Source organism: Streptosporangium vulgare, assembly GCF_042428775.1.
Classification (GTDB): Bacteria; Actinomycetota; Actinomycetes; order Streptosporangiales; family Streptosporangiaceae; genus Streptosporangium; species Streptosporangium vulgare.
Genome location: NZ_JBHMBS010000026.1, coordinates 1 through 24,599, shown reverse-complemented (window position 1 = coordinate 24,599; position 24,599 = coordinate 1). Strand labels below are relative to the sequence as shown.

General features: G+C 71.4%; 19 protein-coding genes and 1 pseudogene. 9 read left to right on the top strand and 11 right to left on the bottom strand.

The features are described from left to right. Positions 1–38 precede the first annotated feature (38 nt). Positions 39–790 (top strand): annotated as a pseudogene (locus ACFFRH_RS35190) (LLM class flavin-dependent oxidoreductase). Positions 791–849: 59 nt separating this feature from the next. On the opposite strand, the gene ACFFRH_RS35185 reads toward ACFFRH_RS35190, so the two are convergent. After that, complete coding sequence (locus ACFFRH_RS35185) at positions 850–1,650, bottom strand: MBL fold metallo-hydrolase (protein ID WP_386161763.1); 801 nt, start codon at positions 1,648–1,650, stop codon at positions 850–852. Positions 1,651–1,738: 88 nt separating this feature from the next. Between ACFFRH_RS35185 and ACFFRH_RS35180 the strand changes: the two genes are divergently transcribed. Continuing rightward, on the top strand, positions 1,739–2,338 hold the full coding sequence (locus ACFFRH_RS35180) for a CGNR zinc finger domain-containing protein (RefSeq protein WP_386161761.1): 600 nt from the start codon (positions 1,739–1,741) through the stop codon (positions 2,336–2,338). A 160-nt stretch (positions 2,339–2,498) separates the two neighbouring features. On the opposite strand, the gene ACFFRH_RS35175 is transcribed toward ACFFRH_RS35180, so the two are convergent. Further along, positions 2,499–3,542, bottom strand: coding sequence for a helix-turn-helix transcriptional regulator (locus ACFFRH_RS35175; protein ID WP_386161759.1), 1,044 nt, complete (start codon positions 3,540–3,542; stop codon positions 2,499–2,501). A 134-nt stretch (positions 3,543–3,676) separates the two neighbouring features. On the opposite strand from ACFFRH_RS35175, the gene ACFFRH_RS35170 reads away from it, so the two are divergent. Then, positions 3,677–4,435 (top strand): DeoR/GlpR family DNA-binding transcription regulator, encoded by a 759-nt coding sequence (locus ACFFRH_RS35170; RefSeq protein WP_386161757.1) that lies wholly within the window; start codon positions 3,677–3,679, stop codon positions 4,433–4,435. Between the two features lie 15 nt (positions 4,436–4,450). Further along, on the top strand, positions 4,451–5,620 hold the full coding sequence (locus ACFFRH_RS35165; RefSeq protein ID WP_386161755.1) for an MFS transporter: 1,170 nt from the start codon (positions 4,451–4,453) through the stop codon (positions 5,618–5,620). A 260-nt stretch (positions 5,621–5,880) separates the two neighbouring features. Here the strand turns inward: ACFFRH_RS35165 and ACFFRH_RS35160 are convergent, their stop codons facing one another. Beyond that, positions 5,881–9,417, bottom strand: a complete 3,537-nt coding sequence (locus tag ACFFRH_RS35160) for an AAA family ATPase (protein ID WP_386161753.1) — start codon at positions 9,415–9,417, stop codon at positions 5,881–5,883. Here ACFFRH_RS35160 and ACFFRH_RS35155 point away from each other — a divergent pair. Further along, the gene (locus ACFFRH_RS35155; protein ID WP_386161752.1) at positions 9,314–10,594 is read left to right on the top strand and encodes a GTPase family protein; all 1,281 of its coding nucleotides are present in this window, start codon (positions 9,314–9,316) and stop codon (positions 10,592–10,594) included. The two genes, ACFFRH_RS35160 and ACFFRH_RS35155, sit on opposite strands and share 104 nt — an antisense overlap. Positions 10,595–10,911: 317 nt before the next feature. Here the strand turns inward: ACFFRH_RS35155 and ACFFRH_RS35150 are convergent, their stop codons facing one another. The 5 genes from ACFFRH_RS35150 to ACFFRH_RS35130 form a co-directional block, all read right to left on the bottom strand. Then, on the bottom strand, positions 10,912–12,477 hold the full coding sequence (locus ACFFRH_RS35150; protein WP_386161750.1) for a glycoside hydrolase family 13 protein: 1,566 nt from the start codon (positions 12,475–12,477) through the stop codon (positions 10,912–10,914). A gap of 40 nt (positions 12,478–12,517) precedes the next feature. Continuing rightward, the gene (locus tag ACFFRH_RS35145; protein ID WP_386161748.1) at positions 12,518–13,498 is read right to left on the bottom strand and encodes a carbohydrate ABC transporter permease; all 981 of its coding nucleotides are present in this window, start codon (positions 13,496–13,498) and stop codon (positions 12,518–12,520) included. 16 nt (positions 13,499–13,514) lie between these two features. After that, positions 13,515–14,432, bottom strand: coding sequence for a carbohydrate ABC transporter permease (locus ACFFRH_RS35140; protein ID WP_386161746.1), 918 nt, complete (start codon positions 14,430–14,432; stop codon positions 13,515–13,517). A 71-nt stretch (positions 14,433–14,503) separates the two neighbouring features. Next, entirely contained in the window at positions 14,504–15,877 is a 1,374-nt protein-coding gene (locus ACFFRH_RS35135) for an ABC transporter substrate-binding protein (RefSeq protein WP_386161744.1), read from the bottom strand. 434 nt (positions 15,878–16,311) lie between these two features. Then, positions 16,312–17,334 carry a LacI family DNA-binding transcriptional regulator gene (locus ACFFRH_RS35130; protein WP_386161743.1) on the bottom strand — a complete coding sequence of 341 codons (1,023 nt, stop codon included), beginning with the start codon at positions 17,332–17,334 and terminating at the stop codon, positions 16,312–16,314. A gap of 604 nt (positions 17,335–17,938) precedes the next feature. On the opposite strand from ACFFRH_RS35130, the gene ACFFRH_RS35125 reads away from it, so the two are divergent. The 4 genes from ACFFRH_RS35125 to ACFFRH_RS35110 all read left to right on the top strand — a co-directional run bounded on the left by ACFFRH_RS35125 (position 17,939) and on the right by ACFFRH_RS35110 (position 22,204). After that, the gene (locus tag ACFFRH_RS35125) at positions 17,939–18,406 is read left to right on the top strand and encodes a hypothetical protein (RefSeq protein WP_386161741.1); all 468 of its coding nucleotides are present in this window, start codon (positions 17,939–17,941) and stop codon (positions 18,404–18,406) included. After that, positions 18,403–19,944, top strand: a complete 1,542-nt coding sequence (locus ACFFRH_RS35120; RefSeq protein ID WP_386161739.1) for a multicopper oxidase family protein — start codon at positions 18,403–18,405, stop codon at positions 19,942–19,944. The genes ACFFRH_RS35125 and ACFFRH_RS35120 overlap by 4 nt, the downstream gene beginning before the upstream one ends. Positions 19,945–20,194: 250 nt before the next feature. Further along, entirely contained in the window at positions 20,195–21,571 is a 1,377-nt protein-coding gene (locus ACFFRH_RS35115; protein WP_386161737.1) for an FAD-dependent oxidoreductase, read from the top strand. A 345-nt stretch (positions 21,572–21,916) separates the two neighbouring features. After that, positions 21,917–22,204, top strand: a complete 288-nt coding sequence (locus tag ACFFRH_RS35110) for a Fe-S cluster assembly protein HesB (protein WP_386161735.1) — start codon at positions 21,917–21,919, stop codon at positions 22,202–22,204. Positions 22,205–22,312: 108 nt separating this feature from the next. On the opposite strand, the gene ACFFRH_RS35105 is transcribed toward ACFFRH_RS35110, so the two are convergent. The 3 genes from ACFFRH_RS35105 to ACFFRH_RS35095 all read right to left on the bottom strand — a co-directional run bounded on the left by ACFFRH_RS35105 (position 22,313) and on the right by ACFFRH_RS35095 (position 24,263). After that, positions 22,313–22,786, bottom strand: a complete 474-nt coding sequence (locus ACFFRH_RS35105) for a hemerythrin domain-containing protein (RefSeq protein ID WP_386161733.1) — start codon at positions 22,784–22,786, stop codon at positions 22,313–22,315. 167 nt (positions 22,787–22,953) lie between these two features. After that, positions 22,954–23,901, bottom strand: coding sequence for a TIGR03557 family F420-dependent LLM class oxidoreductase (locus ACFFRH_RS35100; protein WP_386161731.1), 948 nt, complete (start codon positions 23,899–23,901; stop codon positions 22,954–22,956). A 56-nt stretch (positions 23,902–23,957) separates the two neighbouring features. Further along, positions 23,958–24,263: an alpha/beta fold hydrolase gene (locus ACFFRH_RS35095; protein ID WP_386161729.1), complete on the bottom strand. Its 306-nt coding sequence runs from the start codon at positions 24,261–24,263 to the stop codon at positions 23,958–23,960. Positions 24,264–24,599: the final 336 nt, after the last annotated feature.

Below are 24,599 nucleotides of genomic sequence, written 5' to 3'. Positions count from 1 at the left end.
ATCTCGCCGGAAAGACGGTGACCGACGACGGAAGTGCCATGACAAACCTGACGTTCCACTGGTTCCTCCCCACCTACGGGGACAGCCGCGACATCGTCGGCGGAGGCCACGGCCTGCCCGCGGGAGCGGCCGGTGGCGCCCGCCCGGCCACGCTCGCCTACCTGCGGCAGATCGTGCACGCCGCCGAGCATCTCGGCTTCGTCGGCGCGCTGACACCGACCGGCGCGTGGTGCGAGGACGCCTGGCTGACCACGGCCATGCTCACCGAGACCACCGAACGGCTGAAGTTCCTCGTCGCCTTCCGGCCCGGCCTGGTCACGCCGACCCTGGCCGCGCAGATGGGCGCCACCTTCCAGCGGCACTCGGGCGGGCGTGAGCACAGGCCCGCAGGCTGCTGGACGGCATCGACCCGGCCACGATCGAGAAGGTGCAGGCGGGCCTGGCCCGCAGCGAGTCCGAGGGCCAGAGGCGGATGCTCGCCCTGCACGGCGGCAGCCGTGACGGCCTGGAGATCTCCCCCAACCTGTGGGCCGGGGTCGGGCTGGTCCGCGGCGGCGCGGGCACCGCGCTGGTCGGCAGCCACACCGAGGTGGCCGACCGGATCGAGGAGTGCGCCCGCCTGGGCGTCACCGAGTTCGTCGTGTCGGGCCATCCGCACGTGGAGGAGGCGTACTGGTTCGGCGAGGGAGTGCTGCCGATCCTGCGCGAGCGCGGGTTGTGGGAACACCCCGACGCGGCGCCCGCGCACGAGCCGGCCTCGATCCCGTTCGCGTCCACCGGATCGAGCTGAGTGCCGCTCCGCTTCTCTCCGGCCGCGTTTCGCCCGCTCCCCGGCCCCGGCGTCGCCGGTCAGCCCAGAGCGCCCGGATCACCCAGGTCCAGGTGGCCGGCCAGCCCGGCGGCGGCGAAGGCGGCCACCAGGTCGTCGCGGCCCTCGGTGAAGTGCGCCCAGCCGTCGTAGTGGACGGGAACCACCCGGCGGGCGCCGAGGAGCGCGGCGGCCTCGGCGGCCTGGACGCTGTCGAGGACGATCGGCGCGCCGTCGAACAGGGCGGGGAAGCGGGGAGCCCCCGCGAAGAGGACGGCGGTGTCCACCGGGCCGAAGCGGCCGGCGATCTCCTTCACCACGTCGAGTGAGGCGTTGTCGCCGCTGACGTAGACCGTGGGCAGGCCCTCCCCGGTCAGGACGAATCCGACGACCTGGCCGGTGATCGGTTCGACCTCCTCGCGTGCGCCGGGCCCGTGGACGGCGGGCACGCCCGTCACGGTGACCGTGCCGCCGCCGGGGCGGTCCAGTTCGACCGGCTCCCAGTCGGCCAGCCCCTTGGCCCCGCCTCCCAGGCGCCGCTCGCCCCCGGGCGTGGTGAGGGTGAGCGGGACGTCGGCGAGCAGAGCCCTGCCGGAGTCGTCGAGGTTGTCGGGGTGCTCGTCGTGGGAGAGCAGGACAACGTCGACGCGGCCGAGGTCTGCGGGGCCACCGGAGGAGGGCGCGGTCTTGGTCAGGATCCTGCGCCCCTCCCTCCGGTAGTCGCCGGGCGCATCGAAAGTGGGGTCGGTGAGAAACCTCAGACCTCCGTATTCGAAGAGGGCGGTCGGTCCGCCGAAGACGCGGACGGGAACCTGCTCCTGGGTCGTGCCGACAGCCGCCACGGAAAACTCCTCACGGATGAATGCTTGCCTATCCGTGAAGGACGGTAGTTGTTTCTCACGGATGAGTGCAAGTCGTACCATGAGAGCCATGAGCGAGCCCTTGATCGCCGAGTTCCTGCCTCCGCCCGCGCCAGGGGCGGAGCGCTATCTGGCCCTCGACTTCGTCAACAGCGCCCTCGCGCTGCCCGGCGGGCAGTTCATCGATCTTCTCGGCACCCCCGAGGCGGCGAGCCGGTGGCTCACGGGACACGGCCTCGCTCCGGCCGATATCGGACTACGAGAGATGTGCACGACGCAGCTGCGCTCGATGCGCGAACACCTCAGGGCGTTGTTCGCCGCCCGCGTCGACGGGCTTCCCGCCCTGCCCGCCGCCCTGTCCGCCGTCAACGACGCGCTGACCAGGGTTCCCACGGCCGGCCTGTTGCGCTGGGACGACGAGACCGGCCCCTACCGCGCGGCCCCGCACCCCATCGACCAGATCCTCGACCACACTCTGGCGACCCTCGCGGCCAACACGGCCGACCTCCTCACCAGCCCCGACGCCGAACGCCTCACCGCCTGCGGTTCCGCCCCCTGCAACCGCTACCTGCTGCGCCACGGCCGCCGCCACTGGTGCTCCACCCGCTGTGGCGACCGCGCCCGCGCCGCCCGCGCCTACGCCCGACGCACCCGGTCGAGGACGGACTGACGTACGCCCTGCCGGACACGACCGCGGCGGGCCGTGTGGGCTGCGGGGGCCGTAGCTCACGGCCCCCGCAGCCCCGGCGCCGGGCGGACCCCCGAACCGACAGCCGAGACGACCCGGGCCAGGAACGGTGGCAGGAGAGACCGGCGTGGGCCGGCCGGGATCAGCCGGTGCCTGCGTCCGTGCCCGTGCCTGTATCTGCGTCCGTGCCTGTATCTGCGTCCGTGCCCGTGCCTGTGCCGTACAGCGTGGCGAGGTCGGCGACGGTGGCGGCCATCCGCTCGCGCAGCTCGGGAGGCTCCAGCACCTCGATGTCGGCGCCCAGGCGCAGCAGCAGCCAGTGGGCGTGCGCGGTGGACTCGGTCGGCAGGCGCAGTACGACCCAGCCGCGCTCGTCGGGCGGCCCCGCCTCGGCGAGCGCGGCCTCGGCGACCTCGGCACCCACCGTGTAGCTCAGCATCCCCTCGATGCCGGGCGCCATCCGCACCACGGCCTCGCCGGTGTACATCCGCTCGCGGAAGTCGGCGGCGTAGGCCCGCCAGAAGGCGGGCAGGTCGAAGTCGGCGGGGCGCTCGAAGTGTCCCGCCGCGAGCTCGGCGCTCACGATCCGCGACACCCGGTAGGTGCGCGGCCCTCCCTCACCGGCGGTCGCCACCATGTACCACGCCCCGCCCTTGAGGACCAGCCCGTACGGGTGGGCCAGCCTCTCGACGTCGCGGGGGCCCCAGCGCCGGTAGGTCATGCGCAGCGGCCGCTGCTCCCACACCGCTTCGGCGACCTCCCCGAGGAAGGGGGCCGGGTCGGCGTCGCGGTACCAGCCGGGGACGTCCAGGTGGAAGCGCTCGCGCATCCGGGCGGCGTGGAAGCGCGGCTCGGGAGGAAGCGCGGCGAGCATCTTCAGCTCCGCGTTGGCCGCGACCTCGGCCAGCCCCAGATCGGCGGCGGGACCGGGCAGCCCGGCCAGGAACAGCGAGGACGCCTCGGCGGCGGTCAGGCCGTTGAGCCGGGTGCGGTAGCCGTCCAGCAGGCGGTATCCGCCGGCGGGACCGCGGTCGGCGTAGACCGGCACCCCGGCCGACGACAGCGCCTCCACGTCGCGGTAGACCGTGCGGACGGAGATCTCCAGCTCCTCCGCCAGCTCGGTGGCCGTCATCCGTCCCCGGGTCTGCAGGAGCAGCAGGAGTGAGAGCAGCCGGCTCGCGCGCATGACGGCCATTGTCCCGCACGTCCGTCCGCACTTCTGTCCCGCACGTCTGTTTCGCACCTCCGTCCCGCACGCCCGTCCTGCGCGGTCGTCCCGCCCGGTTGCCAATCTCACACATCTCATGTTCAAATGAACACGTGGAAAGCAACAATCGCATTCGCGCGATCATGTCGGCGCTGCGGGCCAGCGACGTCGTCTCGGTCGCGGAGCTGGCGGTCGAGCACGCGGTGTCGGAGATGACCATCCGCCGCGACCTCGACGAGCTCGCCCAGCAGGGCGTGGTCCGGCGGGTCAGGGGCGGCGCGGTGAGCCTGCTGCTGCGCGGCGACGAGCCGCCCTTCGGGGTGCGCGAGCGCGAGGCGGTGGAGGCCAAGCGGCGGATCGCGGCCGAGGTCGCCGCCCTGCTCGCCGACGGGGAGGCCGTGCTGCTCGACAGTGGCACCACCTCCCTGGAGATCGCGCGCGTGATCCGCGACCGCCGCCTCACGGTCCTGCCGCTCTGCCTGCAGTCGGCCACCGAGCTCAGTGCGGCCTCCCGGATCCGCCTGGTGCTCCCCGGGGGCGAGGTCCGTCCCGGCGAGCTGAGCTTCACCGGCCCGCTGACCGAGAGCGCCATCCGGTCCCTGCGCTTCGACACCGCGGTCATCGGCTGCTGCGGCCTGTCCGCCGAGCACGGCCTCACCGCCCACGACCTCTCCGACGTCGCCGTCAAACAGGCGGCGATCGCCTCGGCCCGGCGCGTCATCGTGGCCACCGACTCCGGCAAGTTCACCCGCACCGCGTTCGGCGCGGTCTGCCCGCTGGACCGCCTCGACATGGTCGTCACCGACACCGCACTGCCCCCCGCCGAGCACGACGCCATGATCGCGGCAGGCGTCGCCGTCCGCACCGTCTGACTGGAGCCCTCCCCCATGCACGTCACCACCCTCGACCGGGCCGTGCTGCTACGCGGCCGGGTCGCGGTCTACCTGCTCTTCCTGCTCTCGGGCATGGCCATCGGCACCTGGACGGCACGCATCCCGTCGATCAAACAAGGACTGGGGCTGAGCGAGGGCGAGCTCAGTCTCGGGCTGCTCGGCATCGCCGCGGGGGCGATCGCCGGCATGCAGGTGGTCGGCCGCCTGGTCGACCGCCACGGCAGCGTCAAGGTGATGCTGCCGATGGCCTTCGCCCAGGCCGTCGTGCTGATCCTGCCCGCCTTCATGCCGAACCTGGCCGGCCTCGCCGTCGCGCTGTTCGCCTTCGGCGCGGTGCACGGCACGCTGGACGTGGCGATGAACGCCAACGCCGTCGAGATCGAGCAGGCCGTCGGCCGTCCGATCATGTCGTCCTTCCACGCCGTTTTCAGCATCGGCGGCTTCCTCGGCGCCGCCACCGGAGGGCTGCTCGCCCAGGCCGCCCTCGACCCGGGGGCGACGTTCGCCGTGGTCGCCGCCGTGATCGTCGCGCTCGCGCTCTGGGCCGCCCGCTGGGCGCTGTCCCTGACCGCGCACTCCGCCCCCACCGGGAGCGGACCGGCGACCGGCGGGGGCGGCGGGGTGCTGCTGCTGGGCGTCCTGGCCTTCTGCTGCATGATCGGCGAAGGCGCCGCGGCCGACTGGAGCTCGGTCTACCTGAGCGAGAGCCTCAACAGTTCCGACGGGTTCGCCGCGGCCGCCTACGCCGCCTTCTCGATCATGATGACCGCGGGCCGCCTCGCCGGCGACAGGCTGGCCTCCCTGCTGGGGCCGGTCAACCTGGTGCGCGCGTGCGGGGCGCTGGCCGCCTCCGGGCTCGGCCTGGGCCTGCTCGCCGATCACCAGATCGCCGCGGTGATCGGTTTCGGCTGCTTCGGAGCGGGCCTGTCCTGCATCGTCCCGCAGGTCTTCTCCGCGGCCGGCAGGCGCGACCCGGCCCGGGCCGGGAAGGCGCTGGCCCGGGTCGCGAGCCTGGGCTACGTGGGATTCCTCAGCGGGCCCGTGCTGATCGGCGGTGCCGCCGAGCTGATCGGCCTGCCCCGCGCGCTCGCCATCCCCGCCCTGCTGGCTCTTTTCGTGGCCTTGGCGGCGAGGGCGCTCAAGACCCCGTCCTTTACAAAGTAGATCAAAAGCGGATCACCGCGGGCCGGGTCACGAAACGTCGATCACGAGATCACGAGATCACGAGATCACGAGATCACGAGATCACGAGATCACGAGATCACGAGATCACGAGATCACGAGATCACGAGATCACGAGATCACCGGAGCATGGATCTCGGTGATCCCAGTGGACCACCGAGACCTCAGTGGGTTTCAGCGGGTCTCGGTGAATCTCGGCGGGCCTCGGTGGATCTCAGCAGGTCACAGCGAATCACAGCGGATCACAGCAGTGCCAGCGCCTGGGCGGCGACCCCGGCCATGCCCAGGCGCTCGGCCAGGCGCAACGCACGGCGGAGCAGATGGGCGGCCTCCCCCCCGACCTCCCCCGCGCCCTCCCCTGAACCCTCCCCCGAAGCCTCCCTCGGGGCGGTCGCCGCGCCTCGCAGGCGAAGCGCCCTGGCGCGGTCGAGGTGGAGGTGCGCGATCAGCGGTGAGGCGACGCCGGCGAGCGGAAGCGCCTCGTCGAAGCACCGCAGCGCCTCCTCGGCGTCCCCCTCGGCCAGCGCGAGCAACCCGAGATAGCGGTCCGTCGGCCCCAGCAGGATCGTGGGCCACCCGGCGAGCGCGATCTGCCCCCGGTGGGCCGACAGCCGCTCCCGTACGAGGGCGGCGCAGCGCGACAGCTCGGGATCGCCGTGGCCCGCCTCGAGGAGGAGCGCGCACGACTCGGCCAGCAGGGCCAGCGTCGGGACCGACCACCCGTCGGGCGGCAGCGCGCCGAGGTCGGAGGTCTCGCGGAAGAACGCCCGGAGCCGGTCCCTCGCGTCCTCGTGCCCGCCGATCTCGCAGAGCGCCAGGACGAGCGCCGCGCGCCAGATCGGGAAGTACTCGTACTCGACCACCTGCCGGGCGAGCCCGGAGCCGAAGAGCTCCCCCAGCCGTCCCTGCTCGCGCAGCAGCCAGTAGTGCTGCCCGATCAGGGTCTGCCGCAGGGTGTCGGCGGACACCGACCCGCCCTCCCCCTCCTTCTCGAGCTGCCCCCACTCGGCCAGGACACGCTCCTCGGCGCGGCCGAACTCCCCGTGCCACACGTCCATCAGCGTGTCGAGGGTGGTCTGCAGCCAGGAGCCGAAGACCCGGTGGTTGCGCGCGACATGCCTGCGGTGACCGGCCACGGTGGCCGCGGCCTCCCTCAGGCGGCCCAGCCTGAGCTGGTCGATCGTGAGGGCGACCATGGCCTCGCTGCGGAAGTGCGCGGACGCCGCCTGGATGCTCGCCTCCTGGAGCCGCTCGGCGATGCCCAGCAGCTCCTGCGGGGGCGCGAAGTCGTACAGGCCCCATCTGCACTCGTTCAGCACCTCGCAGCGGATGAGCGGCCCCGCCCCGGACTCCTCCAGCTCGCGCAACGTCGCGCGGGCCAGCTCCACGCCGGGCCGCAGGCCGGCGTAGGTGGGGTCGAGGCGGTCGCTGACCGCCATCGTCAGCTTGTGGGCGAGATGCGCCTGTAGCTGCAGCCGTAGCGGGACCGCCTCGTCGCCGGTGTCGTCGCGGAGCGCCTCCAGGCTGCCGCTCAGCACGTGCAGCAGCTGCCGGTCGGCCTGTCCGGGGTCCGACCAGCGGCGCGCCAGCCTGATCGCCGCCACCGCCGCGAGCCTCGGCAGCCTCTCGCCGTCGCGGTGGGCCCGCAGGTAGGAAAGCTCGGCCTCCCGCAGGTCACCGGCGTCGTTGCGGGCGTCCCCCAGTGTGATCAGCAGGCTCACCCGGGTCTCGGCGTCGCACCGCAGCCCCAGCCCGGCCAGCGCCCACGTGATCGCCCCCTCGGTGGCGAAGCCACGCTGCTGCGCCCGCGCGGCGCCGAGGCAGGCCGCGGCGACCCGTTCCTGGGGCAGCCCGTTCCCCGAGGAGCGGGCGTGCTCGGCGACGCGGACCGGCAGCGCCGGGTTGATCCAGCCGTCCCCGGTCGTCCGCGCCAGGTGCTCGTCCAGGATCTCGAACGCCCGGCGGTGCAGCTCCATGGCGAGTGCCGGATGGCGTTTCAGCTCCTGGAGCAGGCTCTCCCTGGCCGTGTCGTGGCCGAAGCGCAGCCCCTGGTGGTCCAGGACCGTCCCGGCCGTCACGGCCACCGCGCGCCTGCGGTTCGCCTCCTGGGCGTCGAGGTCCAGCATCGCCGCGACGAGGTCGGGGTTGATCTCCCTGCCCAGGGCGGTGACGGCCGCCGCGGCGAGCCAGCGGAACATCGGGCTGGAGGCGGTGTCGTGCCGCGGCAGGTCTCGGGGGAGGTCACCGGTCTCGGTGATCCGGCACAGGTCCAGCGGCAGCCCTCCGGTCTCGTCCACGGCCCTGCCGGTCTCCGCGCGTGTCGGTTCGCGTCCCCACGTCGCGCCCAGCCACTCCGCCACCTCCTCGGTCCCCAGCCGGGACAGGGTCAGCACGTCCATCCGCCCGCGCCAGCGCGACGGCTCGGAGCGGTCGGTGAGCACGAAGCCGACGGGGGCGTCCCCCAGGGCCTCCCGCACGTTGTGCAGCAGTTCCTCGGCGTCGGAGCGGAGCAGGTGGGCGTCGTCGAAGGCGACCAGGAGACCGGAGCCGGCGGTCAGGCGCAGCAGGGAGACCAGGAGGGCGACCAGCCGCCTCGGGTCGCGTTCGTGGCCGGGCCCGCCGAGCGAGACGAACAGGCCCGCCGTCATCAGGCCCTCCAGCGTCTCGCGCTCCTCGGCGCCGATCGGGACGGCCGGGCCGGCCAGGTCGCGCCGCAGATCCTCCCAGAGGGTGCCGACCAGCAGCCGCCACGGCTGCAGGTCGCCGAGTTCCTGGCACGGTACGGTCACCATGCGCACCCTCGGGGGCAGCAGCACGGCCAGCTCCTCCACCAGCCTGGTCTTGCCGACTCCGGGGACGCCGCAGACGGCCAGGGCGACCGGCTCGCCGCGTTCGAGCCGCCCGGCCAGCGCGGAGAGCCGCAGGATCTCGTCCCTGCGGCCGATCAGGGACCGCGGGCCGCCGTGACCGTAGGCGTGCCCGTGGACGCGGGCGGCCGGGGGCGACGGCGGGCGGCCGAGGCCGTGCCCGCGCAGGGCGAGCAGGTCCTGTGCCCGGCTCACCGCGTCGTCACCGGGGGAGATCGCGCGGCGCCGCTCGATCAGCTCCCTCGCGGTGACCGCTCCCTCGTCGCGCAGGGTGATGAGGAAGCGCAGCAGCCACAGCGGGCCGCTGTCCTGCTGCCCCTCGGCGGCGACCTCGCCGGTGAGGAACGCCGCGTCGCCCAGCAGGTCGAGCCGGATGGCGACACGCGCGATGAGCCTGATCAGCTCCCGGCGCCGCTCCCGCAGCCCGGCGTGGTAGCTCTCGCAGACCCTGGGCGGGATCCATGCGCCCGCCAGCGACGCGAACGGGTCGCCGGACCACTCCCCGAGGGCCTCTCGCAGTGTCCGCAGGGACGCGGCGAGGTCGCCCCGTTCCAGCAGCGTCCGCCCGTCGCGCAGGTACGCCTCGAACCGCCGTGTGTCGACGGTGGCGGCGAGGCGGCCCGGCGCGTCCTCGACCAGTTCGTAGACGTGCGAGCGCCTGGCCCGCGGGATGTCCAGCCCGCTGCCGCGCAGCAGCCCGCGCAGCCGCGAGACGGGCGGCGCCACCTCCACGTGCCGGTCCGCGGAGGGTTCCGACAGCCCGGCGGCCAGGGCGGCCGGGGAGATCGGCCCGCGGGCGGAGACCAGCATGGCCAGCGTCTTCGCCAGCTGCGGGTTGATCTCCTGCGGCACCCCGTCGATCACGATGTCCACGGCACCGAACAACCTGATCTCGAAGCTCGCCACGTCCACCGTCCGGGAGGATCGATTCGTGTTTTTTCCGGCGACGGCTCCGGCTGCAAGGTCATCGCAAGGTTGTCCGCCCCATCGTGGAGACGAGCGTGGAAAGCAGCTCGAAGCGCTCGACAACGATGTCACAGGAGACGACCGCATGGCCAAGATCGAGGATTTTTCCGTCGGTCCGTTTCCCATCGGGCCGATGGGAAACGGACCGCGGAGAAAGGCGAGGGAGAATGTTCGGCGCGAGAGAAGTGCCGAATCAGATAAACCACTAAGTGTGGCAATAATGGGACAAACAGGAGTCGGGAAGACGTCGCTGCTGAATTGCCTGTTCGGCACCGATCTCGCCGTCGGCCACGTCCGGCCGGTCACCCGGAGGCCGGAGCCGGTCTCGGTGCCCGGCGACTCGGGCCACATGCTGACCTTCTGGGACATGCCGGGGATCGGGGAGTCCAGCGCGGCCGACGAGACCTACCTGGCCATGTACCTGGAGAAGATGATCCAGTGCGACGTCGTCGTCTGGGCCTTCCACGCCGACAGCCGCTCCACCGCCTACGACGGGCAGTGCCTGAGCGGGCTGCTGGACAGTGTCGCGGTCGAGACGCGGCGGCTCATCATGAGCAAGCTGACCTTCGTCCTCACCAAGGCCGACACCCTCACCCCGCCGCCGTGGATCTTCGACATGCGCGGGGAACGGGGCACCTTCGGCCCCGGCGGCGCGCTCCTGCGCCGCCTGGAGGAAAAGGCCGCCTACTACGAGAGCGTCTTTCTCGAACCCCGCGAGGACATTCTCCTCACGAGCACCTACGGCACCGGGGAGTTCACCGTCTCCGACGAAAGGCTCGGCTTCGACCGGCGCGGCGTCCACTATCGCGGCCATTTCTCGCAGGAGGTGTGCGACGCGTACTCGGAACGCCATCCGGCGCACCGGGAGGTCTTCTCCCGCCTGCGCGACAACCACCGCGTGCTGTCCTGCTCGGCGCTGTTCAGGTTCAATCTCACGCGGTTGATGACCGGTGTCGTGAACAGGCTCGGGCCCACGGCCGTCTTCCGTTTCCAGCGCCTTCTGCGAGACGTGGACGAGCTCACCGGCGTGCCGGTGGCCACGGCGCGCACGTACGGCAACCTGATGATCTGGGACGGCGAACGCGGCACCAAGGCGTTCGACCTCACCGAGATCCCCCTCTGAGGACTCACTGAGGACTCACTGAGGACTCAGCGGGCCCGGGCCCTTGGCAGGCGGCTCGCCGCAGCCTCGGAGGGGACCCGCGGACCGGATGGCGGGAAGCTTCCGGCACGCCGTTCCGGCATGTCGTTCCAGGGGGAGGGAGAAGGGGGGCGGCCGCACCGCGACGGCGTCCCGCCGGGAGGGGAGACCCGGCGGGACGAGAACCTCGCGGGTGGCCGGCGCCGCCTGACCGGCCGGACGGGGTCCGGCCGGTCAGGGGCGCCCAGGGCCGCCGGGACACCGGCGGCCCCGAGTCGGGAGTCCCGAGGGGTGAGGAGTCAGGCCGTACGGAGCCAGACGGCGGTGTCGGAGGGGAGCAGGTTCCCCTCCAGCGGGCCGCTGGCCAGCAGGACCGACTCGTGCTCGGGCAGGGAGGCCGGCTCCTGCCCGAGGTTGACCACGCAGACCAGACCCGACTCCCGGCGGAAGGCCAGCACCCCGTCCTGCGCGTCCAGCCAGGTCAGCGTGCCGTCACCGAGCAGTTCGCGGCGCAGGTGCAGCCCGGCGCGGTAGAGGGTGAACATGGACGTGGGGTTGGCGGCCTGCGCCTCGGCCGTCAACGCCTTCCACTCCAGCGGCTGCGGCAGCCACGTCGGCCCGGCGCCGAACCCGAACGGCGGCTCGTCGCCCGACCACGGCAGCGGCACCCGGCAGCCGTCGCGGCCGTGGTCGGTGCGGCCCGAGCGGATCCAGATCGGGTCCTGGCGCAGCTCGTCGGCGATGTCCTCGACCTCCGGCAGCCCCAGCTCCTCGCCCTGGTAGACGTAGAGGCCGCCGGGCAGCGCCATGGCCAGCAGCGCGGCCGCCCGCGCCCTGCGCTCGCCCAGCACCGGGTCGGAGGGCATGCCGTGCTTGCGGTCGGCGTGGCTGAAGGAGGTGTCGGCCCTGCCGTACTTGGTCACCGGGCGGGTGACGTCGTGGTTGGACAGCACCCAGGTGGGGGGCGCGCCCAGCGGGATGTGGGTGGCCAGGGTGAGGTCGATCGAATCGCGCAGCGCGGCCGCGTCCCAGGAGCACGCCAGGAAGTCGAAGTTGAAGGCGGTGTGCATCTCGTCGGGGCGCAGGTACTGGGCGAACCGCTCCTGGTCGGGCAGCCACACCTCGCCGATCAGGATCCGGTCGTCGTACTCCTCGGCCACCCGGCGCCAGCCGCGGTAGATCTCGTGGACGCCGTCGAGGTCGGTGTAGGCCTCCTCCCCTCCCAGGCTGTCCATGTCCTTGACCAGCAGGGCGGCCGAGTCGATCCGGATGCCGTCCACGCCCCGGTCGAACCAGAAGCGCAGCACGTCGTGGAACTCCTCGACGACCTCCGGGTTGTCCCAGTTGAAGTCGGGCTGCTCGGGGGCGAACAGGTGCAGGTACCACTCGCCGTCGGCGATCCGGGTCCACGCCGGGCCACCGAAGATCGACTTCCAGTCGTTGGGCGGCAGCTCGCCGTTCTCCCCCCGCCCCGCGCGGAAGTGGAAGCGCTCCCGCTCGGCGGAGCCCGGTCCGGCCTCCAGCGCCTGCAGGAACCACTTCTGCTGGTCGGAGCCGTGGTTGGGGACGATGTCGGTGATCGTCTTGATACCCAGGGCATGCGCCTCGGCGATGAACTCCTCCGCCTCGGCGAGCGTGCCGAACGATGGCTCGATGTCACGGTAATCGGCCACGTCGTACCCACCGTCGGCCATCGGCGACGGGTACCAGGGGTTGAGCCAGATCGCGCCGACGCCCAGGTCGGAGAGGTACGGCAGGCGCGCGCGGAGTCCCGCGAGGTCGCCGATGCCGTCGCCGTTGCCGTCGGCGAAGCTCCGGAGATAGACCTGGTAGATCGCGGCTCCCCGCCACCACGTTTCGGACATGCTGGAACAACTCCTTAGTAGTTGTGGGTGGGTGACGAGGTCAGCCCTTGAGGCTGCCGGCGGTGAGGCCGGCCATGATGCTGCGCTGGAAGATGAAGAAAACGATCATCGTCGGGATGCTCGCGATCACCAGCGCGGCGATCAGCACGTTCTGCGGCATCTGCGCCGAGAGCGAGGCGATGCCCACGCTGATCGTCATCTTCTCCCCGTCCGGCAGCACCAGCAGCGGCCAGACGAAGTCCTTCCAGACGTTCACCACGGAGAGGATGGACACCACCCCGAGGATCGGCCGGGAGACGGGCAGCACGATCGACCAGAGGATACGCGCGGGTGAGGCGCCGTCGATCTGGGCGGCCTCCAGCAGTTCCCTGGGGATCGAGTCGAAGAAACGCTTGAGCAGGAAGATGAAGAACCCGTTGGCGGCGGCGGGAAGCCAGATCACCCAGGGGGTGTTCAGCAGGTCCCAGCCGAAGATCGGCATGTCCTTGACCGTCAGGTAGGCGGGCAGCAGGATCACCATCGGCGGGATCATGAGCGTGGCCAGCATCAGGCCCAGGACCAGGTTGCCCAGCACCGGCCGCAGCTTCGACAGCGCGTAGGCGGCCGAGACGTCGATGGCGAGCGTGAACAGCCAGGCGCCGCCGGCGTAGATGACGGTGTTGGTGAGGAAGGTCCCCAGCTCCAGCTGGTCCCACGCCTCGGCGTACACCCCGAAGTCGAACGACGACGGGAAGAAGCTCGGCGGGATCTGGGCGAGCTCCTCGGAGGTCTTGAGCGCGCCGGTGACCATCCAGTAGAGGGGGAACACGAACACGGCGGTGAACAGGACCACCACCACGGTCAGCACGATGCGGTAGATCCACCGCCCGTGCGGGGTGGTGAGGGTGTGCGGGGAGACCAGGCTCCGGAACTCCCTGATCGGCTCCTTGGACCTGCGCGGCCGCCTGGGCTTCTTCGCGGAGCCCTGCTCCGGCGGCCGGGCGGGAGCCGGGCGGCTTGGTTGAACGGTGAGGTTCGACATCGGCTCAGCTGCCTCCTTAGCTCTGGTTGTCCCGCGACAGGCGCAGGTAGAAGGCCGAGAACACCATCAGCACGACCATGAGCATCAGCCCGAGCGCGCCTCCGGCGCCGAAGTCGCCGAAGTTGAAGGCGTACTGGTACATGAGGTAGGCGACGGTGAGCGTCGCGTTCTCCGGGCCGCCGCCGGTGAGCAGGTACGGCTCGATGAAGACCTGCATGGTCGCCACGATCTGGAGCAGCAGCATCACCAGCAGGATGAGCCTGGTCTGCGGGATCGTCACGTGCCAGACCCGCTTGAAGAGCCCGGCGCCGTCCAGTTCCGCGGCCTCGTACAGCTCGCTGGGGATGCTCTGCAGCGCGGCGAGGTAGATCAGCGTGCCGGTTCCCAGGTTCATCCAGGTGGAGACGATGACGAGGGAGATCAGCGCGGTGTCGGTGGAGTCGAGCCAGCTCAGGGCCGGCAGGTGCGCCAGCTCCAGGATCTGGTTGAACAGTCCGGCGCCCGGGTCGTAGAACCACTTGAACAGCAGCACCCCGACGGCGGGCGGCAGCATCACCGGGAGGTAGACGATGAACCTCAGGTAGGCCCGCGCGTGTCGCAGTTCGTTCAGGACGATCGCCGCGACGAACGGGACGACGTAGCCGAACACGAGCGCCAGGCCGGTGAAGGCGAGGGTGTTGAGCCACGCGTCGACGAACGCCGCGTCCTCCGTCACGGTACGGAAGTTGTCCAGGCCGACCCAGGTGGGGTCGTCGACGAAGTTCGTCTGCTGGAAGCTGAGCAGGACCTCCCTCACCATGGGGTACCAGGAGAAGAAGGCGAAACAGATCAGCGCCGCGCACAGGAACCCGTAGGCGGTCAGGTTGCGTCGCAGCCCTCGCCGGAACGCTCCCGGCTTTCGCCGCCGTGGACCTTTCACGGTCATAGTGGTCATCGGTTGACTCCCGATATCAACATGAGTGTCGGGGTGCCGGCCGACGGGCCGGCACCCCGGGTGTCAGAAGGTCAGCTCGACTTCGCCAGCACCTTGTTCGCCTTGGCCTCGGCGTCGGCGAGAAGCTTGTCGATGTCGGCGTCCTGCCTGGTCAGCACCGCCGACATGGGCACGTCGAGGATCGCGTAGAGCTCCTGCGACTTCGGCGGCTCAAGCTTGTTCTGGATGGCCGCGGAACCCTCCACGAAGGGGGCGAAGTTCTCCACGGGGACGGTGGCGTTCGCCTTGCGCAGCTCGGTGATCTCCTTGCCCGGCGCGGTGTCGCCGTACAGGTCGGGGATCGGCAGGCCGACGGGGCGGCCCTGCTGCTTGCTGCGGGCGTAGTTGAACTGGCCCTGGCCGGGGGTGAGCTCGTGGAACTCCAGCCACAGCATGGCGGCCTTGATCTTCTCGGGCGAGGCCTTGGGGTTGATCATGTAGCCGTCGCCGCCGCTGAGCGAGGCCTTGGCCTCGGGCAGGGCGGTGACCCCGTAGTCCTCGAACTTGCCCTTGAAGTCGTTGTTGACGGCCTGGACGACGTCGGGGGCGCCGATCATCATGCCGAGCTTGCCGCCGCCCATCATCCGCATCAGGTCCTCCCACTGGAGGAGCTGCTTGGCGCCCATGCTGTTGTTGGTCCAGCGCATGGTCTTGAGGTTCTCCAGAACGGCCTTGCCCTCGGGGCTGTTGAAGGCCGCGGTCTTGCCGTCGGGGGTGACCATCTCGCCGCCGCGCCCGTAGAGGGAGGCGGCGAAGTGCCAGCCGCCGGTGTTGCCGGCGCTGTACTCGCCGAAACCGACGTACCCGGGACCGAGGGCGCTGATCTTCTTGGCGGCCTCCTGCACCTCGGCCCAGGTCTTGGGCGGTGCGGCGGGGTCGAGACCGGCCTGGGTGAAGAGCTTGCGGTTGTAGACCAGGCCCATGGAGTAGTTGTTCCTGGGCAGGCCGTAGAGCTTCTCACCCTCCTTGAAGGTGGCCAGGACGTCGGGCCGGATGTCGTTCAGCAGCTTGACGCCGCCGACGTAGGGGGTGATGTCGGCGGCCTGGCCCGCGGCGATGATCTTCTTGATGTCGGTGAAGTAAACGTAGAAGACGTCCTCCATCGAGCCACCGGCCAGCTTCGCCTGGAAGGTGTCCGGGTTGATGCAGGGGAAGGCGTCCTTGCTGTCGATCGTGATGTGCGGGTGCAGCTTCTTGAACGCTGCCACGTCCTCGTCCCAGGCGGTCCGCTCCAGCGGGTTGCTCTTCGGCGGCTGGCAGCCGACGGAGATCGTGACCGGAGCGTCGGCCCCGGCGGCACTCGGCTTGGTTTCCGCGGCCTGTGATCCGCTGTCGTCGTTGCCGCACCCGGCGGCGGTGAGCGCGATGGCTGCGGCGAGCAGCATCGAGAGCTTGGGGGATTTCATCCGAGGCACTCCTTGGCGGGTCGGTTGCGAGAAACATATAGAGGCGTGCAGGAAGTAGCAAGAGCCCGTCAATTCAGATGCAAAAAAGTGACAGTGATCGATCGGCCATCTCCCGGAAACACCTCCGCCGCACGCGGGAACCCCTCCCCACCTGGGGCTACACGCACATGACACGGAGTGGAGTCATCCACTTGCAGGAAGATGCATGATGACGTCATCTTCCTGTCGAAATTTTTAGGGACGATCGCCACGGAGACAGGAGATGGGGCGCGGGGCGCGGGAAGGGCGCAGGAGGGCCGGGAGAGGCCGGCGAGGAGCACGAAGGGGCACCGGGGGGACACCGGGGGCACAGCGGCACGGCCGGGCCGGGAGCCGCCGGAGGACGTCCTGACCTGGGCAGACAGCGAGAACCCGGGAGAAACAGGGAGAACGGGTCAGGCCGGTACGGCCCTGGGCAGCGCCGGAGCGGTGGAGGCGCGGACCACGAGCTCGGGGTCGAACAACAGCTCGCCCCCCGGCGGGGCGGCGGTGTCGATCTGGGCGACCAGCAGGTCCACGGCCGCGCGGCCCATCGCCTCGATCGGCTGGCGCACCGTGGTCAGCGGCGGGTCGGTCCGGTTCATCATGGCCGAGTCGTCGTAGCCGATCACCGAGACGTCGCGCGGCACCGCCAGCCCCTCGCGCCGGGCGGCGCGCACCGCGCCGAGCGCGAGCAGGTCGCTGCCGCAGATCAGGCCGGTGACACCGCGCCGCACCAGCCGGGCGGCGGCGGCCTGGCCACCCTCCATCGAGAACATGGCGTGCTCGACGTGGCGTTCGCCGAAGTCCATGCCGTGCGCCCGCGCGTAGGCGGCGAACGTCTCCAGCTTGCGGCGCGACGGCATGTGGTCGGGAGGCCCGAGGAGCATGCCGACGCGCACGTGACCGAGGGCGCGCAGATGACCGGCCGCCATCTCGGCGGCGGTGACGTCGTCGCAGGAGACCTGGGAGAAACCGAGGTGCCCGGCCGAGGCGTTCACCAGCACGGCGGGCAGGCGCCGCTCCAGGATGCGCTCGTAGTGCTCGTGGGAGGCGTCCTCGTCGGCGTACGCGCCCCCGGCGAAGACCACGCCCGAGACGTGCTGCGCCAGCATCAGGTCGACGTAGTCGGCCTCCTGCAGCCCGCCCGAGGTGCGCGTGCACAGCACGGAGGTGAACCCCTGCTGGGCGAGCGCCCCGCCGACGACCTCGGCGAACGCGGGGAAGATCGGGTTGTGCAGGTCGGGGAAGACCAGGCCGATCAGGCGGGCGCGGTCGCGGTGCAGCCGGGTCGGGCGCTCGTAGCCGAGGGCGTCGAGCGCCGTCAGCACGGCGTTTCTGGTCGACTCGGAGACGCCGCGCCTGCCGTTGAGCACGCGACTGACCGTCGCCTCACTCATCCCGACCCTCTTGGCCACCTCAGCAAGCCTCCGCGTCATACCCGCAAGCATAAGGCGGCTTTCGCAAGTGTTTACATCGGATTTGCGGATCGGTGTCATACCGGCTCGCGGGGATGACGCGTTACGACGGTCCGAGATGCGGGCTTCATGCCCTGATAGAGGTGATTGACGGACCTCACTTCGCCGCCCGCGCGGCCTTGCCGCGCAGCTCAACCCGCCCTGCGACCTCGGAGGGCCCCACACGGCGTCACATCCACGACAACCGGAAGCTTACGGCGATTAATTCCTTGCGACATGTGGATGAAATATTGCGGCTATCTGTTCGTCATCTTATGATTTTTGTACCACCTGATACTGCCCTCTTGTCAAGCCGTCGGCCTCCCACCCCTCCGAGCGGATCTCCGCGGCCTCCGGGGAGCCCGTCGCACGCCGGCCTTCGCACACCTGCCTTCGCACACCTGCCTTCGCGCACCCGCCGGCATGCGCCCCTCCCACGCGTGGCGGCGCCTACTCCCCCGGTCGTACCCGCGACGCGACCGGGCTCCTCGTACACCAGGGGAAGTACGACCGGCCGCTTCGCCGGGGTGACGACGCCCGCGCCCCGGACCGGGAGCCTGGACACCGAAATCCGACGGAGGTGTCCATGAGTTCCCCACCCGCCCCGACCGGCCGGGCCCACGTACCCGGCTCGGCGGACCCGGCCGACGTGCCCGCCCGGACCGATCCGGCCCGCGTGCCCGCCTGGATCGTCTGGTCCCTGCGGGTCACCGCCACCCTGCACCTGGTGACCGTGCTCGGCCAGGCGGTGATCGCCGGCATGTTCGTCACCGGGGAGGTCGACATGCTGGCCCACCACAACCTCGGCGCCACCATCACCACGGTGCTGGTGGGCCTGCAGCTCATCGCCGCGATCACGCTGTGGCGGCCGGGACGCGGCCCGCTGTGGCCGCTCGGAGCGAGCGCCCTGCAACTGACACTGGTGAACATCCAGTTCGTGCTCGGCCAGGAGCGCCAGATCGCGATGCACATCCCGCTGGCGATGGTCATCTTCGGCCTGGCCGTGTCGATGACCGCCTGGACGTGGCGGGGACCGCGGAGGGCCGCGGCGTGATCTCCAGAAGACGTTTCCTGGGCGGCGCGCTCGGCGTGACGGGCCTGGCCGCCGCCGGATGCGGCGCGGTGTCGGCCGAGACCGCGGGACAGGTCCTGTCCAGCGCGCTGCCGCTGCCCAGGCCGTTCACCGTCCCGCTGCCGATCCCCGCCGTGGCGCGCCCCACGCGGCCGGGCCACTACGAGGTGGTCCAGCGTCCCGCGAAGGTGGAGATCGTCCCGGGGACGACCACCGAGGTGTGGGGGTTCGACGGCACCTTCCCCGGGCCGACCTTCCAGGTGCGGCGCGCGAGCCCCGTCACGGTCAGGATCCGCAACGAGCTGCCCGTGCCGACCTCCACGCACCTGCACGGCGGGGTGACCCCGGCCGGCTCCGACGGCTATCCCACCGACCTGGTGGTGGCCGAGGGCCGAGGCTTCCGGCCCCCGCCCGGCGGCCACTCCCACCACGGCATGCGCGTGGATCCGTCGCAGTGGACGCTGCACGCGGGGGCGAGGGACTACGCGTACCCGCTGGACCAGCGGGCCGCCACGCTCTGGTACCACGACCACCGGATGGACTTCACCGCCCCGCAGGTCTGGCGGGGGCTGGCCGGGTTCATGATCGTCGGGGACGACGAGGACGACGCTCTGCCGCTGCCCAGGGGCGAGCGGGACGTCCCGCTGATGATCTGCGACCGCGCGTTCGAGGAGGACGGCTCGTTCCGCTACCCGGCGGCCGATCCCAGCCTGCTGGTGAGCGCCGGGGTCGAGGCCGCCTACATGGAGGGGGTCGAAGGTGACGTGATCCTGGTCAACGGCGCCCCCTGGCCGGTGCTGGAGGTCTCCGGCACCCGCTACCGGCTGCGGCTGCTCAACGCCTCCAACGCCCGCCGCTACCGGCTGGAGCTCACCCCCGGCGGCAGGTTCGTCCAGGTCGGCAGCGACGCCGGGCTGCTGGCCGCCCCCGTCGCGCACGAGGCGATCACGATGGCCCCCGCCGAGCGGTTCGACGTGGTCGTCGACTTCTCCGCCTACCCGCCCGGCACCGAGGTGACGATGGTCAACACCCTCGGCACCGGCCCGGCGCGCGACGTGATGCGCTTTCGCGTCGCGCGCCGGGCCAGGGAGGACAGCGCGGTGCCGGGGCGCCTGGCGGTGGTCGAACCGGCCGTCAGGTCGTCGGCCGCCGCCTCGCGGCTCTTCGACTTCCGCAGGACCGGGCAGGGGCCGGAGGCCTCCTGGACGATCAACGGCCTGCCGTTCCGGCCCGGCAGCCCGCTGGCCCGTCCCCGGCTCGGCACCACCGAGGTCTGGCGCCTCACCAGCGACTTCCACCACCCCGTGCACGTGCACATGGCCCACTTCCAGGTGCTGTCACGCAACGGCCGGGCCCCGGCGGCGACGGACGGTGGCTGGAAGGACACCGTCGACGTCCGCCCGTACGAGGTGGTGGAGGTCCTGGTGCGCTTCGAGGGCTTCCGGGGGCGCTACATGATGCACTGCCACAACCTCGAACACGAGGACATGGCGATGATGGCCGACTTCGAGGTGGTCTAGGGACGTCCCGGGCCGTACGGGGGCCTGCCCGTACCCGGGGGAGGGCCACCCGGGAGCCGTCGGCGATGTGGCGCGCCGGTCGTTTGAGCGGGCAGGCCGCGCGGGCTCCGGGGTGTCCCTCCCCCGGGGTCCGCGCGGGAGCGTCCGCCCCCCCGGGGCCCGTGGGCGCACACGACGTGGCGTGCCGGCCGTTTGAGCGGGGCCCGTGGAGGAAGCCGTAGCATCGGCGGTCCACAGGGGGGCGGAAACGATGGCGGAACGACTGGTGGTGATCGGCGGCGACGCCGCGGGGATGAGCGCGGCCTCCCAGGCCAGGCGCCGGCGCGGGCCCGAGGACCTGCGGATCGTCGCCTTCGAGAAGGGCGCGCACGCCTCCTACTCGGCCTGCGGGATCCCCTATCTCGTGGGCGGGGAGGTCACCGACGTGGAGTCCCTGGTCAGCCGGCGCCCGGAGGTGTTCCGCGACGAGATGGACATCGACCTGCGGCTGCGCAGCGAGGTCGTCGAGATCGACCTGGACCGGCGCGCGGTGGCCGTGCGCGACGGGCGGGGCGGCGACCCGAGCTGGGAGCCGTTCGACCAGCTCGTGGTCGCCACCGGCGCCGTGCCCGGCCGCCCGGACCTGCCGGGGGCCGACGCCGAGGGGGTGTACGGCGTGCAGACCCTCGACGACGGCGTCGCGCTGCTGCGCGCCCTGGAGGACGAGCCGCGCAGGGCGGTGGTGGTCGGCGGGGGCTACATCGGCCTGGAGATGGCCGAGGCGCTGGTGCGGCGCGGGCTGGAGGTCTCCCTCGTCGACGCCGCCGAGCAGCCGATGAGCACGCTCGACCCCGACATGGGCGCCCTCGTCGCCGACGCCCTGCGCGACCTGGGCGTGGAGGTGCACCTCGGCGAGCGCATGGAGGGCTTCGAGGAGTCCGGCGGGCGGGTCACGGCGGTCCGCACCGCGAACCTGACCCTCCCCGCCGACCTGGTCGTCCTCGGGCTCGGTACCCGCCCGAACAGCGCGCTGGCCGAGGCCGCGGGCATCCCGGTCGGCGAGACCTCGGGGATCGTGACCGACCGGCGGATGCGGACCCCGGTGGAGGGGGTCTGGGCCGCCGGTGACTGTGTCGAGACCTTCCACCGGGTCTCCCGGCGGCCGGTCGCGATCGCGCTCGGCACCCACGCCAACAAGCAGGGGCGCGTCACGGGCATCAACATCGGCGGCGGGCACGCCTCCTTCCCCGGCGTCGTGGGCACCGCGGTGTCCAAGATCTGCGAGTACGAGGTGGCACGCACCGGCCTGACGACCGCGGCGGCGGAGCAGGCCGGGTTCGAGCCGGTCGGCGGGATCGTGGAGTCCACCACGCGCGCCGGTTACTACCCCGGCGCCCGCAAGATGAAGATCAAGACGATCGCCGACCGAGGGACGGGCCGCCTGCTGGGCGCCCAGATCGTCGGCCAGGAGGGCGCGGCCAAGCGGATCGACGCCCTGGCCGTCGCCATCTGGAACGAGATGACGGTGGAGGAGATGTCGGGGCTCGACCTGTCGTACGCTCCCCCGTTCGCCCCCGTGTGGGACCCCGTTCTGATCGCCGCGCGTAAGGCGGCCGAGCACATCGACCGGCTCGACGGGAAGGCCTGAGCCCCGGTGGGGCACGGAAACGCCCGAGCCCCCGGTTCGCGGGAAGGCCGTGGCCCTGGTTCGCGGGAAGGCCGTGGCCCGGCGGGTTCGCGGGGAGGTCTGAACCCGGTTCACGGTGCCGGGGCCCGGTTCACGGGCCCGGGACCCGCCGTCGGAGCCGTGCCGAGCCCCGCGGGTGAGGCCGTACGGCCCCAGGGACGAGGCCGTGCCGACACGCCGAGCCCCGCCTGGCCTCGGCGCGCCCGCATGATCGGCCGGTCGCGGGAAAATCCGCGGGGATGGTTGGGCCCGATGAGAGCGGGCAAGGGCGAAGAATCCAAGTCCCGATCCCGACAAGGAGTAGCAATGCTCACATTGACGGACACGGCAGCCCAGGTAATCCGGGATCTCAGCTCGCAGGTGACAGACTCCCCGGATACCGGGGTTCGCATTTCATCCCAGAGCGACGGAACCGGATCGCTCGTGCTCTCGATCGCGGAACACCCCGAGTCCGCCGACAGGGTGGTGGAGTCGGAAGGGGCACGAATCTTCCTCGACCCGCAGGTCGTGGACATGCTCGACGACAAGTCGCTGGACGCGGACATCGACGAGGGGGGCGGCGTCGCCTTCCTCGTCACCGAACAGCTTCACTGACCGCCGGGACAGACCCGGAACGCGGGCCCCGGCCCCTTGAAGGGACCGGGGCCCGTACGCGTTCTCCCCCGGCGGCGACGGCGGGGGCCGCGTGACCTTCGGAAGGGGTCAGGCGCGGGCGCTGCTCAGGGCGAGCGGGTCCTTCGGCGCCCCGGGCCTGGCCTTCTCCATCTCCTCACCGAGCTCCTGGAGCCTCTTGCGCCCCATGGCCTCCCGCACCTGCGGGAACCACTCCTGCTCCTCCTCCTCGACGTGGTGGCGGACGTTCTCGATCAGCACCGTGACCTTGGCGTCGAACCGCTCGTCCTGGGGGTCGAGCCCGGCCAGCTCGGAGAGCATCCAGACCACCACGTGGTGCTCCTCGACGCTCTCCAGGACGTGGTCGGACGTCTCGGGGACACTCTCGCGGGCGGCCGGGTAGAAGATCTGCTCCTCGATGTGGGCGTGGACGGTGAGCTCCTCGATGATCTGGTCGACGAGGTCCCGCTTCTTCTTGTACGCCCGCTCGCCCGCGCCCTCGAACTCCTTGAACAGCTTCTCGACGGTCTTGTGGTCGTCCTTCAACAGAACGATCGCGTCCATGCTTCTCCTTCTATCGACGTATCCGGTGTGTCAGGGGTTGAGCAGGACCTTGACGGCCCTGTCCCGTTTCTTCTGGAAGATCTCGTAACCGTGCGGCGCCCGGTCGGGCCAGGTCCATGACCTCAGGAGGACCTCAGGAGGGCTTCAAGCAGGCGGAGTCAGGGACGTCAGCGCAGTCGGGGCAGGACCTCTTTGGCGTAGAAGTCGAAGAAGGCGTCCTGCTCCTGGCCGATCTGGCTGATGTAGACCTCGTCGAAGCCCGCGTCCACGTACTCCTTGATCGCCTTGACGTGCACCTCGGGATCGGGGCCGCAGGGGGTGGCGATCTCGTCCTCGGTCACCATCTCGGCGAGCTCCTCGAAGTGGCGGGGCAGCGGCAGCAGCTGCGAGGCCTCGCCCTTGATGCCCTGGGTCGGCCAGATCCGGTGCGCCGTCCTGCGGCCGGTGGCCTCGTCGGCGGCGTGACAGACCTTCAGCCCGCCCTGGGAGGGCTTGCCCTCGCCGCCCGCCTTGTGGAACTTCTCCACCAGCTCGGCGCTCGGGGCGGTGCAGATGTAACCGTCGGCGATCTTCCCGGCCAGCTCCACGGCCTTGTCCCCGAAGGCGGACATGTAGACGGGCGGCGGCTCGTCCGGAAGGGTGTAGAGGCGGGCGGTGTCGACGCGGTAGTGCTCTCCCCGGTGGGTCACCAGCTCCCCGCTCCACAGTTTCCGCATGAGCTCGACCGCCTCCTCGAGCATCTCCAGCCGCTCGGAGGCCGGGGGCCAGCGCGAGTCGACGATGTGCTCGTTGAGCGCCTCACCGGTGCCGACGCCGAGCCGGAACCGGCCGCCGGACAGCGCCGCGCTGGTGGCGGCGGCCTGCGCGATGATCGCCGGGTGCGTGCGGACCAGCGGGCAGGTGACGGCGGTGGTGATGGGCAGCGAGGTCGCCTCGGCCACCGCCCCGATCACCGACCAGACGAACGGGCTCTGGCCCTGCACGTCCAGCCACGGGTGGAAGTGGTCGGAGATCCACAGGCCCTCGAACCCCGCCCGCTCGGCGAGCTTGGCCTGCCGTACGAGCTCCGCAGGCCCGTGTTCCTCACTCGACAGAAAGTATCCGAACGTGGTCATTTCCCTCCCCGATCGCCTGAGCTGCGACGACGTCTCCTTTACCCGGTCCGCGAAGGTCAAACGAGGGGATGTGAGGGGGCGGGCGGGATCTCCTGCCTGACCTCCCCGACGAAGCGGCGCAACTCGGCGGCGAGCTCGTCCGGGGCCTCCTCGGCGATGTGATGACCGGAGTCGACGGAGCCGCCGCGAAGATCGTCGGCCCGGTCTCGCGAGACCTCCAGCGGGTCGCCGTACAGATCCTCCATGTCGTCACGGGCGGCCCGCAGGAACAGGACCGGGCAGGCGATACGGCGGCCCGCGCGGCGGTCGGCGTCGTCGGCGCCCCTGCCGACGCCGAGCCCGGCCCGGTAGTCCTCGCACATGCGTGGACGGTGGCCGGGTCGTGACTCGATCCCCGGCTACGGCTTCCCGCGCCCGACCACCCCCGGGCCCGATCGGGCCGGGAGCCGGGTGCGCGTCCGGCCGAGGCCCCTGCCCCGCGATCGGGACAGGGAACCAGGGGGACCGGGGCGAGGGTCGTCACCGGTTCGGGAGCGGACCTGATCGGCGCGACCAGGCCGGTAGGGCCAGGTCAGTGGCCCGACCGTACGGACTGTTCAGTAGGGCCAGGTCCAGTCGCGGATCTCGGCGGGGTCCTCACCGTACTCGCGGGTATGAGCGCGAGCGTGCAGACGGGCATCGACCATACGCTGACGCAG

Coding starts and splice junctions, on each gene's coding strand:
- ACFFRH_RS35180 (WP_386161761.1), top strand. CDS start 1,739: ATGAGCGAGCCCTTGATCGCCGAGTTCCTGCCTCCGCCCGCGCCAGGG.
- ACFFRH_RS35105 (WP_386161733.1), bottom strand. CDS start 22,786: ATGGACGCGATCGTTCTGTTGAAGGACGACCACAAGACCGTCGAGAAG.
- ACFFRH_RS35165 (WP_386161755.1), top strand. CDS start 4,451: ATGCACGTCACCACCCTCGACCGGGCCGTGCTGCTACGCGGCCGGGTC.
- ACFFRH_RS35115 (WP_386161737.1), top strand. CDS start 20,195: ATGGCGGAACGACTGGTGGTGATCGGCGGCGACGCCGCGGGGATGAGC.
- ACFFRH_RS35140 (WP_386161746.1), bottom strand. CDS start 14,432: ATGACCACTATGACCGTGAAAGGTCCACGGCGGCGAAAGCCGGGAGCG.
- ACFFRH_RS35145 (WP_386161748.1), bottom strand. CDS start 13,498: ATGTCGAACCTCACCGTTCAACCAAGCCGCCCGGCTCCCGCCCGGCCG.
- ACFFRH_RS35100 (WP_386161731.1), bottom strand. CDS start 23,901: ATGACCACGTTCGGATACTTTCTGTCGAGTGAGGAACACGGGCCTGCG.
- ACFFRH_RS35175 (WP_386161759.1), bottom strand. CDS start 3,542: ATGCGCGCGAGCCGGCTGCTCTCACTCCTGCTGCTCCTGCAGACCCGG.
- ACFFRH_RS35150 (WP_386161750.1), bottom strand. CDS start 12,477: ATGTCCGAAACGTGGTGGCGGGGAGCCGCGATCTACCAGGTCTATCTC.
- ACFFRH_RS35135 (WP_386161744.1), bottom strand. CDS start 15,877: ATGAAATCCCCCAAGCTCTCGATGCTGCTCGCCGCAGCCATCGCGCTC.
- ACFFRH_RS35130 (WP_386161743.1), bottom strand. CDS start 17,334: ATGACGCGGAGGCTTGCTGAGGTGGCCAAGAGGGTCGGGATGAGTGAG.
- ACFFRH_RS35110 (WP_386161735.1), top strand. CDS start 21,917: ATGCTCACATTGACGGACACGGCAGCCCAGGTAATCCGGGATCTCAGC.
- ACFFRH_RS35125 (WP_386161741.1), top strand. CDS start 17,939: ATGAGTTCCCCACCCGCCCCGACCGGCCGGGCCCACGTACCCGGCTCG.
- ACFFRH_RS35095 (WP_386161729.1), bottom strand. CDS start 24,263: ATGTGCGAGGACTACCGGGCCGGGCTCGGCGTCGGCAGGGGCGCCGAC.
- ACFFRH_RS35155 (WP_386161752.1), top strand. CDS start 9,314: ATGGCCAGCGTCTTCGCCAGCTGCGGGTTGATCTCCTGCGGCACCCCG.